Source organism: Spirosoma gilvum, assembly GCF_054776815.1.
In genome coordinates, this window is sequence record NZ_BAAHBH010000007.1 from 196,960 (window position 1) to 214,614 (window position 17,655).

The window sequence follows — 17,655 nt, forward strand, 5'->3', positions numbered from 1 at the left end:
CAAAAAATAATATAATGTATTTTGAACTACCTACTTGGTGATCAATAGCAATAGTTATGCGTCAGCTACTGACGATTGATGACTATTGACTAACGACTCATTTTTCAAAAATTCTTCGATATTCTGGCCAACCTTTTCCATCAAGAGAGTACGGGCTTCAATACTGGCCCAGGTTACATGCGGAGTCAGGGCCAGTTTTTCTTTATGCTTTATGTGCAAAAGCGGGTTTTTGGGAAGAATAGGCTCTTTGGTAAACACATCGATACCGGCTGCGGCAATCAGTCCTTCATCCAGCGCTTTAGCCAGATCGGTTTCATTGACAATACCGCCCCGGCCCACGTTGAGCAGAATGGCGGTTTTTTTCATCTGGGTCAATCGGTCGTAGTTGATAAAATTGGCCGTATTGTCGTTTAAAGGAGCGTGGATAGAAACAATGTCGCAGGTCTGTAAAAATTCGTCTAATTCAAGTCGTAGGTAGGGCTGCTGATTATTCTGACCTGATGTAGAATAATACACCACTTCGCAGCCGAAAGCGTAGGCGATTTTGGCCACCTGCCGACCGATATTGCCCAGCCCGACAATGCCAAATCGCTTACCAGCCAGCTCCCAGAATCCCGGACCGAAATGGGTAAATATGTCTGTTTTGGCGTATTCCCCGTCTTTTACATAGTGATCGAAATACGGCACATTGACCAGCAGGTGCAGCAGAATGGCAAACGTTCCCTGAGTCACGCTCTGGGTCGAGTAATCCATAGCGTTCCTGACAGGAATGCCCCGTTTTTCGGCGGCTACTTTATCGACATTGTTGGTCCCGGTAGCGGCAATACAGATCAGTTTCAGATTATGCGCCTGCTCAATAATATCTTTATCCAGCACAACCTTGTTAGAGACCACAATATCGGCGTTCTTAATCCGCTCCAGCGTTTGATCGGGCTGCGTAGTTTCGTAGTACGTGACCCGACCAAATTTTTCCAGTAACTTCAGGTTTGGGATATTACCAATGGTTTTCGTATCCAGAAATACTAATTCCATAAGAAGGGTATCGTAAAACGGTAATGCGGAGCCGGCCGCGAATGGATTATAAATACGAGGTTGATGTACTGCATAATCAACCTAAATAGTTTAGCTTATTCGAGCTAGTTTTTGTCATCCCGACGCAGGAGGGATCTTCGGGCGAGCCGAAAAAATTGACCGAAGATCCCTCCTGCGTCGGGATGACAAAAAAGGACCTATCACCTTCTTTTAAGGAATCGTCCGTACTTTGACTACTACTTTTTTGACCCCGTCGTACCCGTCTACTTTATTGCTTGGATTATGCGCTTCTTTGGGCGTAACGATGTAGAAAATGCCCGGTTCGGCTACGTAGAATTTCCCCTGATCGGACGAGTAAAACACGATGTCTTTGGCCGAACTGTATTCCTCTACTAAATTCCCTTTTACCTTCTCGACGGGGATAATGCCAATTTGCTCTTTGCCCTTTACCACAAAATGAATGTCGCTGTAGTTCTGGTGGGCTTCGAATTTAGCATTGGAGATTTCGCGCGGTGGCCCTTCTGAAATGGTGGCAAATACCGTTTCATCGTCGATGGGGTATTTGCCGGGCCGGAGCCGGGTAAAATCGGTATTTTTCAGAAACGCAAAGGCTTTGTCCCAGGCCGCTTTATTACCATGATATTGCCGGGCAAACTCTTCCTTATTAATCACTTCGGCGGGTTTGGCAGGTAATCCATTCAACCACTCTCCTTTGCTGAACCACTGCTCCGCCTTTTTACCGGTCCATTCTGTCGACGATTGTCCTCTGACGGAAATAGCAACCAGAACTGCAATTAGTAACAAAAAAGGTCGTGAGTTATTAGTCATCTTTCTCATACCATTTAAAGGTGATTTTAACGCAAAGGCGCAACGTCTTCGCAGAGAGCGCTAATGAATTTTATCCGCGTCCTTTGCGGTTCCTTGGCGCTCTCTGCGTTTAAAAAATTAATTTTTGGTCACCTTTCTTACCTGACCAAGACCAAACTGGTCACCGGCGGCAACAGGCTTACCACCACTAAAGTGAATTTCAACCATTTTCTCACTTTGTACATCGTTATGATCCTGATCTTCCAGATTGGCTACGATCTTCCGCGTTTTTACGTCAATAACCTCACCCGTTGCCGGATACGCATATTTACCATCGAGACTAAACGTAATCCAGCCGGGCATATCTTTCAACGCTATTGTTGTTTTCTGCACAGGAGGCATAACCGTATTATCAAAAACGTGCAGACGCAGGTTATGCCCATCACAAAGCCATAGCTCTTTCTCGTCAGGAGTTAAGCCAATGCCGTGGCTGGGGCAACCATGCCGTCTTACTTCACCCATATTCCAGCCTTCAACGACAACCCGGTGCAGGAATTTTCCCGTCACTAAATCAGCCACTTCAAACCCAAGTAAGCCATTGACATTCACGTACACCAGTGTCTGCGAACCATTGATCGTAAAGGGGCGAATATCCGCACTGAACGGACCCACCTGGCGGCTAACGGTATGGGTTTTGGTATCAGCGACATTGAGCATCGTCGATTTCAGGCCAGCCAGATAGACCTCTTTGCCATCGGGTCCATAAATGGTATTATGCGAACCTGAGTTGGTGACAATCTTGGTGATGACATCCCCCGTTTTAGCGTCGACGACATTCCAGTGGGCTTTTTCGAGCGATGGGGCATAAATGATCTTCCCATCGGGCGATATCGATATGCGGTCAACACCACCTTCGTAGTCTTTTTCCCACAGTGTTTTTTCGGTAACCAGATCAATACACTGAATCGCTTCCAGCGTGCTGATATAAATACAATTGGTAGCCAGGCTCACATCGACGCCCTTCACATTTGATGGAACGCCTTTTTTCGACGAGCCCGTGGGCGATGGCATGTCTTTCCTTAACAGACCACCGGGAGTATTGATGAACTTGACAAACTTGTGATTATTATCAATATCAAAGACTTGTATACCATGCCCACCATAACCGAGGTAGTTCCGAATACCGGGGGTTGCTACATACAAAAGGCGCTGAACTTTAGGAGCTGGCTTCGTAGGCTTTGTGGGATTGGTGCCCAGTTTATCTTTCGATGCCGCTATCCAGGCGGTTGCCGTTATAAAGAGTATACCGCAGAAGAGGAGTGAAAAAACGGTTTTTGTCGTCTTCATAAAAGAAAAGGTTTAAAGACTAATTTGGTTGATGTGCTTTTTTATTGTTTCGGGTTTGATGTTTCAAGTCCCCGCTCCATGGTCTGTGTCCTCACAGACCACCTAGGCGTCAGCCAGTGACTAACTATTCAGATGATTGGTCTGTGTCCTCACAGACCATGGAGCAGAATGACAAAAGGCTCAAACGTATTTTTAATCATACCCTGGATTCTGGGGGAAAATTGTCCGGTCGTTAATTAACTGAATCTGAGCCAATGGAATGGGGAATACCAGATTCCGCGCTTTCATCCCATATTTTCCCATCACATTAAGCGCCTGTCCGGTTCTGACCAGGTCGAACCAACGATGGCCCTCAAATGCCAGCTCCCGACGACGCTCCAGCACTATCTGGTCGCGCAATTCGGTCTGTGTTTGAGTTGCTAACGCGTCGATTCCGGCCCGCGTCCGAACCTGATTCAAATAAGGCAGAGCCTGGGCCGTTTTACCGTTCTCGTTCAAGGCTTCGGCATACATGAGCAGCACATCGGCATACCGAATCACTTTCCAGTTGGCCGGACTATCGTTAGCCGTACTGATTTTAACGATGTATTTGCGGGTATAGGCCGACATGTTGTTCGATGAAATCAGGAGCGGAATAAACTTGCCCGTTGCATCGGTGTACCCCCGACTGGCGGTCAGGTCTTTTCGTTTGTCTTTGGCTTCGAACAGATCGAACAGCACCTGATGGGGTGTATTCTGATCATCGACCGAACCGGCAATGCCATAGAATGCAATCATCGACGTAACCTTGGGCGTAAAGCGGTTGGTGTAAATACTGCCTTCACCACCTAAGCCCTGCTCATACTCAATGTCGAAAATGTATTCGCTATGATGCTCGTTCTTGGTATAATCCCAAAGATCAGCCCAGTTTGGCAGCAGCGAATACCCCATCGTGGTCACCTCCTGAAGTTTGGATTCAGCCTTGGTAAAGTCTTTCCGAGTCAGATAGACTTTGCCCAGCAAGGCTTTGGCAGCTCCTTTAGTCGCCCGCCCTACCTCTGAACCGGCATAACTGGCTGGCAGCTTGCTCTCAGCATCCAGTAGGTCTTTTATAATGACTTCGTCGTAGATTTTATCGACCTTCTCGCGCGGTGTTTTATACGATTCTTCGATGCTCAGGGTTTTGGTTACCATTGGCACATCGCCGAAAATCCGAACCAGGTCGAAATACGCCAGTGCCCGCAGGAATTCGGCTTCACCAATGTGTCGGTTTTTGTTGGTGATCGACGCATCGGCCGTAGCAATACGTTCCAGAATGGTGTTGGCCCGGGTAATGGCTTTGTAATAGTTCCGCCATGTGCTGATCAGCAGCGGGTCGTCGTTGGCCAGCGTAAAGTTATCGACCGCGCCCGCTGTACCTTTCACCAACTCATCCCATACGTCATCACCCCGGATGTCGCCAAAGTAGTACATGTTAGCGTACTGATCCTGATAAATCCCGTAGACGCCAATAATAGCATCCTGATAGTCTTTGTCCGTTTTATACAACACATCGACCGTGACGGTATCGACGGGCAGAATCTCGATAAAATCCTTTCGGCAGGCGGTCGTCAGCAACATGACCAGCGCAACCATTGAAATTGTCTTTTTCATTGGAGAAGAAAGGGTTAAAAGCCAATGTTGATGCCGAACAAAATACTTTTTGCCGTCGGATAGTCGTACCGTTCATTACCCGGTGTAAGTGGGCTATCGGTACGGCTCACATCGGGATTAAAGCCAATGAACTTCGTAAAGAGGAAGGGGTTGTTGGCCGTTACCGACAGACGTACCGAACTGAGTTTGGCTTTTTGCGCTATAAATTCGGGGAGTACATAGCCCAACACGATGTTGTTGATCCGCAAGTACGAGCCATCGTCCAGCCAGCGCTGGCTGTAGGTGCCTCTGAAGTTACCCGTAGGCACATCGTTAGGCCGTACCGAATAGCCATTGCCGGGATCCGACTCCGATTTCCAGTAGTTATTCATGAACGCATACTGCCGGAACCGAGCCCGGTCGTTGGCCAGTTGCTCTCGCGATAATGCTAACACGCTGTTGCCTTGTACACCCTGCAGACTCACACTCAGGCTGAGGTTTTTATACGAGAAGCTATTGGTCATGCCGTAGTAGAAATCAGGATAAGGCGAGCCCATGATGGTTTTGTCGAAGCTATTAATGATCCCATCGGGTACACCATTTGGCCCACTGACATCCACAAACCGAACATCGCCCACCCGCGAAGCATCACGCCCACCAGGGTTCCAGATTGGCCCTTTGTCCAGTTCGGCTTTGGTCTTGAAAATACCATCGGTCAACCAGCCGTAGAACATACCGATCGGTTGCCCAATCATGGTGATGTTTCCTCCCTGGCTCGCAATAATGGGGTCGCCGGATGGACCTAAGCGCGTCACTTTGTTTTTGTACATCGAGAAGTTCAAGGCCGTCTGCCATTTGAAAGCCCCCTGCGTATTGACCGTATTCAGGGTAATTTCCCAACCGGTATTCTGTACTTCACCGATGTTCTGCAATGCCGTATTGAAGCCTGTAATATCCGGGATGTTGACGTTCAGCAGCAGGTCGGAGTTTTTCGATCGGAAATGGTCTAAGGTCAAGGCCAGCCGGTTGTTCAGGAAGCTCACATCAACGCCAACGTTGATCTGTTGCTGGGTTTCCCAGGTCAGGTTCGGATTCGCCAGTCGGCCAGGTGAGAACCCCCCTACCCCAGTTCCGCCCAACACATACTTTTCGTAGTTGATCGTGGCCAGGTGGTCGTAATTGCCGATGTTGTTGTTACCGGTTTTCCCGTAGCTGGTTCGCAACTTCAACTCATTGATAGCCCGGATATCTTTCATGAAGGCCTCATCAGAAATCCGCCAGGCCAACGCAAATGAGGGGAAAACGCCGTATTTGTTTTCTGCCCCAAAACGGGACGAACCATCCGTCCGCAACGAAGCCGTTACGTAGTACTTACTGTTGTAGTTATAATTGATCCGGCCTAAATACGACAGCAGCGACCACTCCGCTACGTTCGACGAACCACCCGTCAGAATCCCACTCACGGCACTCAGCGTGGGCACCAGATTGTTAGGATACCGGTTACTGGTCAGCGTATTGGATTCGAACGTTTCCTTCTGAGTCGTATACCCTAACAGTCCCGTAAAGTTATGCTTACCAACACTCTTGGTATAATTTACGGTTGTTTCCGTAATCCAGTTCAGTCGTTGCGATGCGTTGTCGGTACCACTGGCCAGCTCATTCAGGAAGGCCGCCATCTGGGGTTTGAAATAGCTCCCTTTGATACTCATCAGGTTGATACCCAGCATCACATTGACCTTCAGGTTCGGCAGGATAGCATATTCCATGAACGTATTCCCCAGGAAACCGATCCCTTTTTGACGGGCCTTTATTTCATTCGCCAGCGCCAGCGGGTTCTTACTGGTCACCACCGCATCCAGGCCGTTGCCAAAGGGATAATAGCTCCCATCCGGATTGTATAACGACTGGTAGGGCGGAATAACCAACGCATTATAAAGCGGATTGTTGGTAATATCCGAGTAAGTAGCTACGTCTTCGGCACCGGCACCACCCACGTTGAATTTATCGGTATACGAGGGATTCAGATTCACCTTCAACGTAAGCCGGGGGGCCAGTTTAGCATCGATATTGGCCCGAACCGAATACCTTTTGAAGTTGGTATTGAGAATAATACCGTCCTGATTGAAGTATTCACCACTGACGGCGTAGCGGATATTCTCGGTACCACCCGATGCATTTAACTGATACTGCTGTTGAGGTCCCGTACGCAGAATGGCATCGAGCGGGTCTTCGTTGGTCGTAATCTTACCTGACAGTACATCCAGAATGGTTTGCGGAACCGGTGCTTTCCACTTCAGCGGATCGCCCGACACATCGTTTCCTTCGTCGAGGTTCCGGTTTCGTACGCCGTCAAAATAGTGTTGCGCTTCTTCCATGCCTGATTGCAAGGCAGGACGTTTGGCTATTTTCTGGAAGCCAAACTGGTAGCTGAAACTGATAGCCGCCTTACCCGATTTCCCCCGTTTGGTGTTGATAATCACCACCCCATTAGCGCCCCGAGATCCGTAAATGGCCGTTGCCGACGCATCTTTCAAGACGTCAATGGTCTCAACGTCGTTCGGATTGAGCGTCTGGATGCTGGAAATCGGGAAACCATCGACCACATACAGCGGACCGGCTCCGGCCGAAATACTTCCAATACCCCGAATACGGATTTGCGGAGCGGCACCGGGTTCGCCCGAAACGGGTTTCACCTGCACCCCGGCAATTTTCCCCATCAGGGCCTGATCGACCCGAGGAACAGCTACCTCCTGAATGGATTTGCTGCCGATAGACGCTACCGAACCGGTCAGGTCTTTTTTCTCGATAGACCCGTACCCAATGACGACGATCTCACTCAGCGTCTTGTTGTCGGTTGCCAGCGTGACGTTCAGGCTGGTTCGGTTGCCGATCACAATTTCCTGTGAAGCGTAGCCAACAAAACTAAAAATCAGCGTAGACGATGCAGTAGGCACGTCGATTTTGTACCGCCCATCAACATCGGTAGTGGTTCCTTTCTGGGTGCCTTTCAGCAGGATACTTACACCAGGTAAGCCTTCTCCTTTTTCATCGGACACCTTTCCCTGAACCGATATATCGGCCACGCGCACTTTCTCGATGGTAACATCCGTCGATGCGATTAATAAGGAAGGCTGTGACGTTGTTTCCGGTTCGACGTTCGTCGACGTTATCGGGGCAGCAGCCGGAAATCGGGCGTTGGTGGACTCTGCCTTTCCCGACGACTCCTTCGTTGTGACGACATAACTACCGTTTCTGACCTTCTTATAGCGCAGGCCAAGCGGTTTCAGTATGGCGCTCAGATTATCTTCAATTCTGGCATTCAGATCTATGGCATCGGCCGCAACCGTTAGCCCGTCAACATTACGGTCCAGATACAGGATGTCTGTGGCATAATGATCCTGTAATTTCTTAAGCACATCTTTTAATCGCTTCGTCGAGACTTTGGTATAGGCCTCTTTCGGCTGAAGTTGTTCGGCTCTCGCCAGGGTTTGGGAAAAGCCAGGGTGTACTCCTCCCATCACTACTCCCAAAAGGAGTAGAATACGTACTGATCTTTCCATATGGTACAGGGTTTATGTAGTTTGTGCTGCTAGGTTATGGTAAGAGGCTTGGATGCTGCGACAAAAAAACCAGGATCTGTTTGTGGAATAGCCAGACAGGCGAAGTCATAGGCCTGCTGCCTTAACCCGTCTAGTAGAAGAGACGGTTAAGTAGGATAAAACACTTAGTCGTTTTTTAATTATTTTTTTGAAAAATTGAATTATACCCGCTTATCTACTAGAATGGGTTCTGTAGTATCCCCGCTCGTCCGCGATTGTATCACGGATGGCTGAGGCCCGCGTCTTTGACGCGAACATTAAGGAATACGAATGGTGTTTTCGCGTCACAGACGCGTACCTCGCACATCCGCGATACAATCGCGGACGAGCAAGAGAGCAAGAGACGAGCAAGATTTCTCAAAACCGATTGATAGGAACCGTTCGGTTTTGAGAAACCGCACCGTGTCAGATGCTTACATCTGACACCACATGCCCACAGAAGTATCACCGAGGTCTGTTTTCGCACAGACCTCGGTGAAGGAAACCTGAACAGATTATTTTGAAGAGAATTGCGCCTGTTCAGCGATGGAAATATCCTTTGCTACATCGGGACGAAGTTTTTCCCAGTGGAAGCGGAGTTGGTTGTTTTCGGCCCAGGTATGGCCTTTTTGCTCAGTCAGATGCACCAGCGGCATGTCGTTATACAGTGGACGCGTGATGGCCACCACTTCGTCCCAATAGCGGAGGGCGGCTTTCAAGTGCTGGATAGCGGCCTGTTTATGAGCTTCTTGCCCCGTGGTTCGATAGGTTTGTAAGGCTACCGCCCCTTTCAATTTTTCGGCAAAATGCAATCCTAAATTTGACCACACCTTCACATCCGCCACTTCATAGCGTAAGGTCCGATTCGATGTGGTATTGATCAACTTGACCAGTAGTAAGGCTTTCTGGCAATCCGTTTCCAGTTGAGCAGCTAAACCCGGCGGGGTAATTTTTTCAGTCCCGAATGTCCCTCCCGCATTTTTCACTTTTATATAGTCAGCCACCGATACGTACTTCGGATCGAGAGTCGGTTGGGTTATCTGCTGATTGACGGAGATATAAGCCACATTTTTGGCGGCATCGAAGGCCATCATGCCCTCGCTATACAGCGAAAAATCCCAGGTAAAATCGAAATCAGCCGCCAGTCGAAGCGGGGTAGACGACGCCAGGGCATAGGCTTCCAGCAATGAAGCCGCCGATGAGCCATACCGACGAACGAACTCGGCCTTGAAAATGGCATCGGGTGTAGTCGGATTATAGAGCAATCGCCCCCAGAGTTTGTAAAACAGCCATTGCCGTTCAAACGCATACTTCCAGTCGACCGGGCCACCGGGAACGGTGAAGTAATCTTTAGCTGGAATATAGGTTTCTGAACCCAGAAAATAGCCGCCTACATACGGTTGATTGTTCTCGGCAATATGCGCCCGAACAAACGAAGGTACACCCCAGCGCAGACAGAAAAAATCCTCATTCCGCACCGTCCAAGTGATTTTGTAAGTTGTGGGTAACGGGCTGAAATAGGTGTCGTACAGTTTACCGCCATGCACTTTTACGAGTGTAGGCGTCGAGTGTGCGTGCGACCAGTTGTACTTCAGATCGGCCCAGATTGGCCCTTCAATAAATGGCAAGGCAGCCTCGCTTTCAATCGATTTTCGAGTCAACTTCTCCGTATCGATACTTGTAATACCCAGCGAACCCGTCGTGCTCGAAAAGGGAATTCGGTGAATCAGTTTGGTTTTTCGCCCGGCCTGCCGCATGCCTTCGATGATGGTTGCCTTCATCCAGTCTTCGCGCTGCTGGGGTGTCATGCCGCCCATGGCCTCGCCCAGCGTCAACCCAAAACCCGTTAATTCAGGATACTCCTGCAACACCTGCGTAACGCATTCACGCGTGTATCGCTTCACAACCGCCGACGTGTCGCCATCGATAAAATGGTGGTGCTCCAGATTGTTCAACTTTGGATTGACGTTGTAGGCTTTCGAAAACTCAGGACTCGTAAAGATATTGAACGGAACCAGGTACGTATCGATAGCCCGTTCGCTAGCCATCCGAAAAATGGCGTGGAACAACGCTTGCCATTCCGCCAGTTGCTGGTCATTGAAGGGTGTAGCCGCCGGAAAATTTCGGGGCCGAATCATAAATGTGTACGGATGCAGATTCCAGAGACTCAGCGCGTTGAACCGATTGGCAACCATCATATCCAGAAACGCTTTCCAGTAGAGCGTATCGCGGCAGGTGTCGTAGTGTAAATCGAGGGCGTAGCTATGGCGGTACGTATCCCAGGGCAGGTCGAACTTGATAGCCCGCAACGGCAAGTGTGGCTTTTCGCTGCCAGATGTGATTTTGGCCAACGGCGTACCGTTCTGAATTTCCTCCACCAGCGACAGACAGCCATAAAGTAGTCCTCGTGCATCGCTCCCGGTAATGAGTATCCTATTTTTCTGACGGTCCACTCTATACGTTTCGACACCTAAACGCGGATCAACAGCTTCAAGCCGAATAAAGTAATCAACAGCCTTAGCCTCCGATTGAACGGTGTAGTTCTTGGCAATAAGCGCCTTTGCAAGCTGACTCGCGGCATACCGACTTTGCGGAGATGGCTCCGCCTGCTGAACAAATACCCGTTGGGCTATTGAAGGGATTGAATAGCTCACCAAAATCAGGAGTACAATCAGGAACTTGTAACGCATGGCTTTTCATTTTCGACTTACCTGATTGGTCTTTACATAGCGGGCGATGTCAATAAACGGAGCTACCCAGATGTCGCCCAGATTTTGCTTTAGGTACCGCAGTAGCTTAGTATGTTCTGGCAGGGCAACATTCAGCGAATGCCCTCCACCTACCCCATGAAACAGAAACACCAACAGCGAACCGCTTGCCTGCGCTTTTTTGACCAGTTCGATCAACTGCTCACCCGACTGCCCGTTGATGGCGTAGGAACCAACATCGGCGAGGTTGATTTCGGTAATCGGTTTCATCTCGCTGGTAGTACCTCTTGCCGCTACAAAATCTGTTTCAACGGTTTTATAATAATCCACATCGCCAATTTTGGTATCACCACAAGGGTAGGCAAAGGTTCGGGCTTTCTGTCCGTCGAGGGTGTTGAGCAGGACGTTGGTCATTTTCATCTCGTCCGTCATCCGCTTCACGGTGTATTTGCTCAGATCATAGTTGGGATTGACCCATTCGCGGCCCGGCCGGTCGCCTGCGCAGGGATGAAACAACGTATGATTTGCCAACTCATGGCCTTTATCAGACGCCGATTTCCAGCGGGCCAGGTTATTAACAAAGCCAGGGAAATAGCCCGACAGATAGAACGTTCCTTTCAGGTCCAGCGAATCCAGAACCGGAATCACATTATCCAGATGAACCAATAAGGCATCATCGTAGGTGAGTGCTACGGCGCATTTTTTCCCATTCCAAACACCCTTCTGCTGGGCATAAGTATGCATATACACAAACAGGCACAGGCTGAGTAACGCTATTTTTTTCATGCTACGAAAGACCAAATCAGTACGTCAGGCAAGGCAGACAATCAACTTATTGACGAAGGTAAAAAGGCCGCTGATTTACTGCTGCTGAGCCCAATTGTGATCTTGGGCACTCTTCACTATGCCAGACAATCCTATGCTGAAAAAACAGGCTATTCTGCCGGATGTGCCGCAACCTACCTATTGTTTTTTGACTGTTTTTAGTTTATCCGACGATCCGAGATTGGCCATCCTCAGAAAACTATACGTACTTGGCACTAGACGCCATTCCTGTTTTGATTTTTCATAGATGAACGTAATGTTTTCGGGTTGTAAGACCGATAAATCACCTGTCTTTTCATTAAGCGAAATCATCTCTACATCCCCGGGAATATGGTAGACTGCCTGGTACGATTCCTGCAAGTCTTTATACAACGATCGGTAGTATTCAGTCATGCCTTTCATCGTTTCCAATTGGTCTTTATTAGCTGTATTAGCATGATAGTTTACTTTCCAAACCATGCCGAGCGTTTTGTAATCGATTTTATCGAATGTAAATTCTCGCTTTATACTTTGGTACGGCAATCGCTCAACGTAAACGTCGAACCCCATCTTCTTCGTGACCGTAAAAATCTGATTGGCAAACTCCTGTCGCGTTGTTTTGAAAAGTGGAAATACCGTTGAATGGAAGCAATCGGCTAGCATGGCCGTATCGTTTGTTTGCATAGCCTGAACATAATCAATCAGCACCTCATCCATGGTTCGATTCGTTGTTTTCCGCTGGGTACAGCTAGCTGATAACCCTAATATAGATGTAGATAAAAGCAGAAGCAGAAAGGTTTTCATCGCTCAGATTTTGTTTTAGTGAACGATACAAAGTTGGCCGCTAGCCCCTGCGGCTGAAATAGCGAAACCCCTAGATTCAGCTTATAGGAATACCTGTATTTTTATAGTAGCGTACTTCCGATTGGGCCACAGAATAAGTATACCGTTGCTCACTAATCACAAAAAATACAACCTATCTCCTCAAAACACGTTGTAGTAAGACACCATGTCGTATGATTATTTAACTAGTTCGAAGCCATGGATAAGTGTCTTTTTCTTTCGTTAGCCGTTTTAGCGACCTTACAACTTAGCTGTACGTCCCGCGTCGACAATTCCGTTCAGCCCACTGAAACTCCCGATTCGCAATCGATGACCATGAGCGCACGGTCTTCGGCCGATCCACTTGTGCCCGATTCAATCGCTGCCTACCGACCTACTTTTGGGAACGCCAGTACGGTTCGTCAGTTTCCATATAGTGCCACCAATCAGCCCGGTATCGGTATCCGATTAACCAAGGTTCTGTACAACGGGCGACCGATTCGAACGTATGCCTATAATGAGCAGGGGCGATTGACTGATCGGACGGATTATTATACCGATGGCACGCATATCTACAAAACCTTCAGCTATACGTATCAAGCCGGAAAGCCGGTCAACATTGTCTCGCAGCTAAATAAGGAAGCCAACTCCACGACGAGTTATCCACGCAACAACGAGTTACGGCCCAGCACGCAAACTACACTGACCGATAGTGCAGGCTGGATTCGCAAAACAACCACTGTTGAGTTTTTGGATGGGTACCAGAAGCCCGGCACCAGCATCTCTCGTCTGGGATTCAGCCCAGCTGGAACGCTGATCTGGGAAGAAAAACTAGACACAAAGGGCGCTGTAAACCAGTATACACTGTACCATCGTAACGAGTCAGGAAACGTGGCTCTCCGTCGGACGGGCCTCCTCAACAACCGATGGGAGACTCTTCGGTATAGGTATGATAACAACCCCAATCCCTTCCGAACCACTGGGGATATTCAATCCCTTGACTTTGGTGATTTAAGTGGCTTTGATTTGACGGCTATCAATAATGCAACAAGCGTTTCATCAGTCAATTCAGAAAAAGGGAATATACAATGGCGCTATACATATGAATATCGTCCTGATGGCTACCCATCCCGCGCCACCATCTACCGCGACGAACGAATGACCAGTACCATTGAATTTATTTACAACCAGTAATACCCTCTTTCTGTATTCTTCTCCTCCTTCATCGGCAGATCGAGCAAAAGGGCCGATGACTATTTGTTATTTCAGTGCGGTTGAGAGAATTATAGCGTTTTCTTTTGTCAAATAGAAGCACTCTAGGAGCAGCCTGAAGCCCAACCTATTGGCAGTTTGTCGATTTAGGATCATTATTGGAAAACGCCGTCAGGACAGTTGATGATGTCAACTTGAAATTTTACAAAAAACTCAAGCAACAGAAACTGAACGATGGGCAGGAAACTTCCCAAATCAGCTAGGTTTAATGAAAGTCACAAACCTAGAAAAATACAACGCTCTCCACAACTTTCGATCTTGATCCGTTATGATAAATATGGAGTCCAGTTTTTGTTGTACTTAACAACGAAAAAGCACTTAACATTACATGCTAAGTGCCTGATCTTCAGTTGTGGGAGTTGACGGGTTCGAACCGCCGACCCTCTGCTTGTAAGGCAGATGCTCTGAACCAGCTGAGCTAAACTCCCTTTATTTCCCGTCGTTTGGGAGTGCAAATATAGGGGTCGATTTCGCCGTTTTCCAAATAATGATCAAGAAAATTTCAAAAAAATATCGCCACCTTTTTACCAACCAGTATCAACTCGTTGATCATCAACGAGGTTTGAGTAGGGTATCTATCGAAAAAATTTCGCCGTTTTTAATCACCTGCTCCACATTGAGGGCGTCCTGAACCGTTTTTAGGGGATCACCCTGCACAATAACCAGATCCGCCAGCTTACCCGGCTCTATCGAACCCAGGTCTTTACTCACACCGACCGTCTCTGCTGCCCAAAGGGTTGCCGACCTTAATGCTTCGTAGGGTGTCAGCCCGGCATCGACAAACGATTGAAGCTCGGTGTGCAGGCTCAATCCGTAGGGTACAAAAGGGCTGTCGGTACCGGTTGTGACATGAGCACCTGCCGCAATCAACTTTTTGACACCCTGCTGTAGGTTACCAAAATTGGTTAAATAGCCCGGATTAATTTTCGTAATCTGAGCGGCTCCAGCTTGCAGCGCATTCCGAAAATCTTCGGTGAAGAAGGTTTTGTACTGTAGGTTCTCGTTGATAGCCGGATTTTTCGAACTCATCACAAAGAATCCTCCCTGCAATGAAGCCGTTGGGGTAATGTTCATGCCCGATTTAGCCAGCAGTTGAATCACATCCTGATAGCTTCGGTTCATAGCCGTAATCTTTGGTGAATAGCCGCGTCGACTGGTACCACCGATATGCTCAACCGCATCGACATCGTACCGCATGGCCGGGAAAATCTCATGTGAGGATACGGGTAATCCATGGGCATGGGCGAAGGTCGTGATGCGTTGCTGCATGGCATCGGGCATACGCACGTAGGTTTTGATCAGGTCATAGCCAAGCCGGACGGCCCGGTTCAGTTCACGGTCGAGCTGCTCGTCGGAATTGATGCTTGTGGCGGCTCCGTAGTAAATCCGGGTTCCATCGGTCAGGCCACCGGTAAAAAACTGCCTTGGCCCCGGCCGAACTCCACTGGCCCACGATTCCTTGCGTTCGAGGGCATCGTACGGATCGGCTCCCGGTTCCCGAATAGATGTAATGCCATAAGATAGCCACAGCCGTCCCAGCCGCTCACCCGTCATAGCATGCTGGTGCGTGTGCATCTCAAATAAGCCAGGAATAACGGTCTTGTCGGATGCATCCACAAACTTACCCGGACGGCCCGCCTGATGCGGCAGGATGGCCTTGATCCGATGCCCTTCAATTAGAATATCGACGTTCTGTTGGTAGCTATCAGTGCGCCCATCGAACAGACGTCCAGCATGAACGACCGTTTGGCCATCAGGTTGACGTACCTGCCAGGTTAGTTCCATTGGAATGGTGTCGATACGCACATCGGCCAAAGATACCTCTTTCAGGACCTCAGTAGCCAGAAAAAGCAGGTGTTTGGAGTCGCCCGTCCAGGTTGGCGTTTCGGATTGCTCAGTCGTTAACTGACGGGGTTGACCGGTTGGCGTTCCATCGGGCGAAACAGCCGTCACCCACAGCAATCCATCCAGAATATAGGCCATCTGTGTGCCGTCGGGCGACCAGACCGGCCCATTTTTACTGCGGGTGCCCAGGCTATGACCGGGCGCGGGCGATACGTACCGATCATTCTTGCCATCGAACGAGATCAGCAGCACTTCACTAACCCCTTCCCGATACCGCGAGGAATACGGATGCAGGGCGGATACAGCAATGGTTTTACCATCGGGCGACCAACTGGCCTGACTGGGCACAAAAACAGACTCATGCACTTTCTGCGTTTTGGGCGTATTGACATCGGCGGTATAGGTCACATCGGCCGTATACAGCGTACTCCGCCCCCAGGCATTGCGCGGATCGCTTTGGTAAAAAGCGATCTTACTTCCATCGGGCGACCAGGTTGGGAAATGAAGATCGTCGGCCATATCGACCAGGCATTTTTCCTGACCCGTTTTCAGATCGTGAATCCACACATCCATCGTTCCGTTTCGGTCCGATACATACGTCAGCTTAGTGCCATCGGGCGACCAGGCTGGGTCAACTTCCATCGAAGAACCACTAGTAAGGGCTTTGGGTGTTTTATCTCCTTTGGTCAGTACCCAGATGTCGCCCAGGGCGGCAAAGGCAATCTGCTTGCCATCGGGCGAGATGACTGGTCCTTTAATACCTAAAACTGGGCGCGGGCTTTTCGTGTCAAAATCGTATGTCTTGCGTTTGTAGGTGTTACGTGGCAGCGAAATAATTGCCTGAAACGGAATAGGCTGCGCGGCTTTACTCCCGATTTTACACCGTTTGATAAGCCCGTCCGCCGTGTACAGATATTCATCAGCCGAAAGCCAAGCTAGCCGGAATGGGAACACATCTTCAGCCGGTTCGGTCAGAATTATTGCCTCTCCTACCGACAAACTAACGCGGGCCAAACCACTCTGCAACTTGTTGAGCAGGTTGTAGTAAAGTTTCGAGCCATCGGGTTGCCAGGCTGGGCTGGCCAGTTTATCGTTGGAAGCCGCAACAAGTTTTTCGGATTGTCCGGGTGCAAGTACGTAAATGCCAGGGGCATCAGTTCGGTCAGAAATAAAGGCGATCTGCCTACCATCGGGCGAGAAAGCCGGATTGAAATCATTAGCGGCATCTTTCGTAAGCCGGGTAAGTTTTCCATCGGCCAGCGTCAACTGCCAGATGTCGTAATTTCCTCCCCGATCCGACGAGAATGCAATACTTTTGCCATCGGGCGACCAATGTGGCTCGCGATCATCGAAAAGGCCACTGGTCAGTTGGTGAGGTTTTCCGCCCGATTTTGAGACTGTCCAGATATGGTATCGGCCGTCCCAGAATGCATGAAAAGCAATCTGACTCCCGTCGGGTGACCAACTCGGCTGCCGACAGTCGCCCAGCGCATCGGTAATGGGTTTGGCTGTGCCGCCCGCAGCCGGAAGCAGCCAGATGGTCCCCTGCAAATCGATAGCAATTGTTTTCTTGTCGGGCGAGAGGTCAGCAGCCATGTTGGTTCCTTCGGTAACCGTCACCCGGATGGAATCGGCGGCAAATTCAGCCTTTGCCGATGGTATGCCAGTTAAAATAAAAGCCCAGACGAATAAAGCTCCCAAAGCCTGGTAGTGCGTGCGTATTGTAATCATGATGCGTTGGTTTGCTGTAAGGCAGGAGTATGGCGCAATGCAAAACCGCATCTGCTAAAATAAATCTATTTTGACGATAATCTTATGTATTATTCGCC

10 protein-coding genes and 1 tRNA gene are annotated in these 17,655 nt (G+C 49.1%); 1 reads left to right on the forward strand and 10 read right to left on the reverse strand.

What is annotated here, in order from left to right; all coding sequences use genetic code 11:
• Positions 1 to 54: 54 nt before the first annotated feature.
• From ACYVFD_RS19550 to ACYVFD_RS19585, 8 genes are all read right to left on the reverse strand, one after another.
• Positions 55 to 1,032 (reverse strand): D-2-hydroxyacid dehydrogenase, encoded by a 978-nt coding sequence (locus ACYVFD_RS19550; RefSeq protein WP_461092131.1) that lies wholly within the window; start codon positions 1,030 to 1,032, stop codon positions 55 to 57.
• 210 nt (positions 1,033 to 1,242) lie between these two features.
• On the reverse strand, positions 1,243 to 1,869 hold the full coding sequence (locus tag ACYVFD_RS19555) for a NanQ anomerase/TabA/YiaL family protein (RefSeq protein ID WP_461092132.1): 627 nt from the start codon (positions 1,867 to 1,869) through the stop codon (positions 1,243 to 1,245).
• Between the two features lie 108 nt (positions 1,870 to 1,977).
• The gene (locus tag ACYVFD_RS19560) at positions 1,978 to 3,186 is read right to left on the reverse strand and encodes a YncE family protein (protein WP_461092133.1); all 1,209 of its coding nucleotides are present in this window, start codon (positions 3,184 to 3,186) and stop codon (positions 1,978 to 1,980) included.
• A gap of 192 nt (positions 3,187 to 3,378) precedes the next feature.
• Entirely contained in the window at positions 3,379 to 4,818 is a 1,440-nt protein-coding gene (locus ACYVFD_RS19565) for a RagB/SusD family nutrient uptake outer membrane protein (RefSeq protein WP_461092134.1), read from the reverse strand.
• Positions 4,819 to 4,832: 14 nt separating this feature from the next.
• A complete protein-coding gene (locus ACYVFD_RS19570; protein ID WP_461092136.1) occupies positions 4,833 to 8,357 on the reverse strand; it encodes a SusC/RagA family TonB-linked outer membrane protein in 3,525 nt (1,174 codons plus the stop codon).
• 533 nt (positions 8,358 to 8,890) lie between these two features.
• Entirely contained in the window at positions 8,891 to 11,065 is a 2,175-nt protein-coding gene (locus ACYVFD_RS19575) for a glycoside hydrolase family 20 zincin-like fold domain-containing protein (protein ID WP_461092137.1), read from the reverse strand.
• A gap of 6 nt (positions 11,066 to 11,071) precedes the next feature.
• Positions 11,072 to 11,869 carry a polysaccharide deacetylase family protein gene (locus ACYVFD_RS19580; protein WP_461092138.1) on the reverse strand — a complete coding sequence of 266 codons (798 nt, stop codon included), beginning with the start codon at positions 11,867 to 11,869 and terminating at the stop codon, positions 11,072 to 11,074.
• Between the two features lie 177 nt (positions 11,870 to 12,046).
• Positions 12,047 to 12,691 carry a hypothetical protein gene (locus ACYVFD_RS19585; protein WP_461092139.1) on the reverse strand — a complete coding sequence of 215 codons (645 nt, stop codon included), beginning with the start codon at positions 12,689 to 12,691 and terminating at the stop codon, positions 12,047 to 12,049.
• A gap of 237 nt (positions 12,692 to 12,928) precedes the next feature.
• On the opposite strand from ACYVFD_RS19585, the gene ACYVFD_RS19590 reads away from it, so the two are divergent.
• Complete coding sequence (locus ACYVFD_RS19590; protein WP_461092141.1) at positions 12,929 to 13,903, forward strand: hypothetical protein; 975 nt, start codon at positions 12,929 to 12,931, stop codon at positions 13,901 to 13,903.
• 431 nt (positions 13,904 to 14,334) lie between these two features.
• Here ACYVFD_RS19590 and ACYVFD_RS19595 read toward each other — a convergent pair.
• Positions 14,335 to 14,409 (reverse strand) — tRNA-Val (locus ACYVFD_RS19595).
• A gap of 124 nt (positions 14,410 to 14,533) precedes the next feature.
• Positions 14,534 to 17,557 carry an amidohydrolase family protein gene (locus tag ACYVFD_RS19600; RefSeq protein WP_461092142.1) on the reverse strand — a complete coding sequence of 1,008 codons (3,024 nt, stop codon included), beginning with the start codon at positions 17,555 to 17,557 and terminating at the stop codon, positions 14,534 to 14,536.
• Between the last annotated feature and the right edge of the window lie 98 nt (positions 17,558 to 17,655).

Bases quoted from the DNA above. Each gene is read 5' to 3' on its own strand.
- ACYVFD_RS19550 (WP_461092131.1), bottom strand. From the start codon at position 1,032: ATGGAATTAGTATTTCTGGATACGAAAACCATTGGTAATATCCCAAAC.
- ACYVFD_RS19555 (WP_461092132.1), bottom strand. From the start codon at position 1,869: ATGAGAAAGATGACTAATAACTCACGACCTTTTTTGTTACTAATTGCA.
- ACYVFD_RS19560 (WP_461092133.1), bottom strand. From the start codon at position 3,186: ATGAAGACGACAAAAACCGTTTTTTCACTCCTCTTCTGCGGTATACTC.
- ACYVFD_RS19565 (WP_461092134.1), bottom strand. From the start codon at position 4,818: ATGAAAAAGACAATTTCAATGGTTGCGCTGGTCATGTTGCTGACGACC.
- ACYVFD_RS19570 (WP_461092136.1), bottom strand. From the start codon at position 8,357: ATGGAAAGATCAGTACGTATTCTACTCCTTTTGGGAGTAGTGATGGGA.
- ACYVFD_RS19575 (WP_461092137.1), bottom strand. From the start codon at position 11,065: ATGCGTTACAAGTTCCTGATTGTACTCCTGATTTTGGTGAGCTATTCA.
- ACYVFD_RS19580 (WP_461092138.1), bottom strand. From the start codon at position 11,869: ATGAAAAAAATAGCGTTACTCAGCCTGTGCCTGTTTGTGTATATGCAT.
- ACYVFD_RS19585 (WP_461092139.1), bottom strand. From the start codon at position 12,691: ATGAAAACCTTTCTGCTTCTGCTTTTATCTACATCTATATTAGGGTTA.
- ACYVFD_RS19590 (WP_461092141.1), top strand. From the start codon at position 12,929: ATGGATAAGTGTCTTTTTCTTTCGTTAGCCGTTTTAGCGACCTTACAA.
- ACYVFD_RS19600 (WP_461092142.1), bottom strand. From the start codon at position 17,557: ATGATTACAATACGCACGCACTACCAGGCTTTGGGAGCTTTATTCGTC.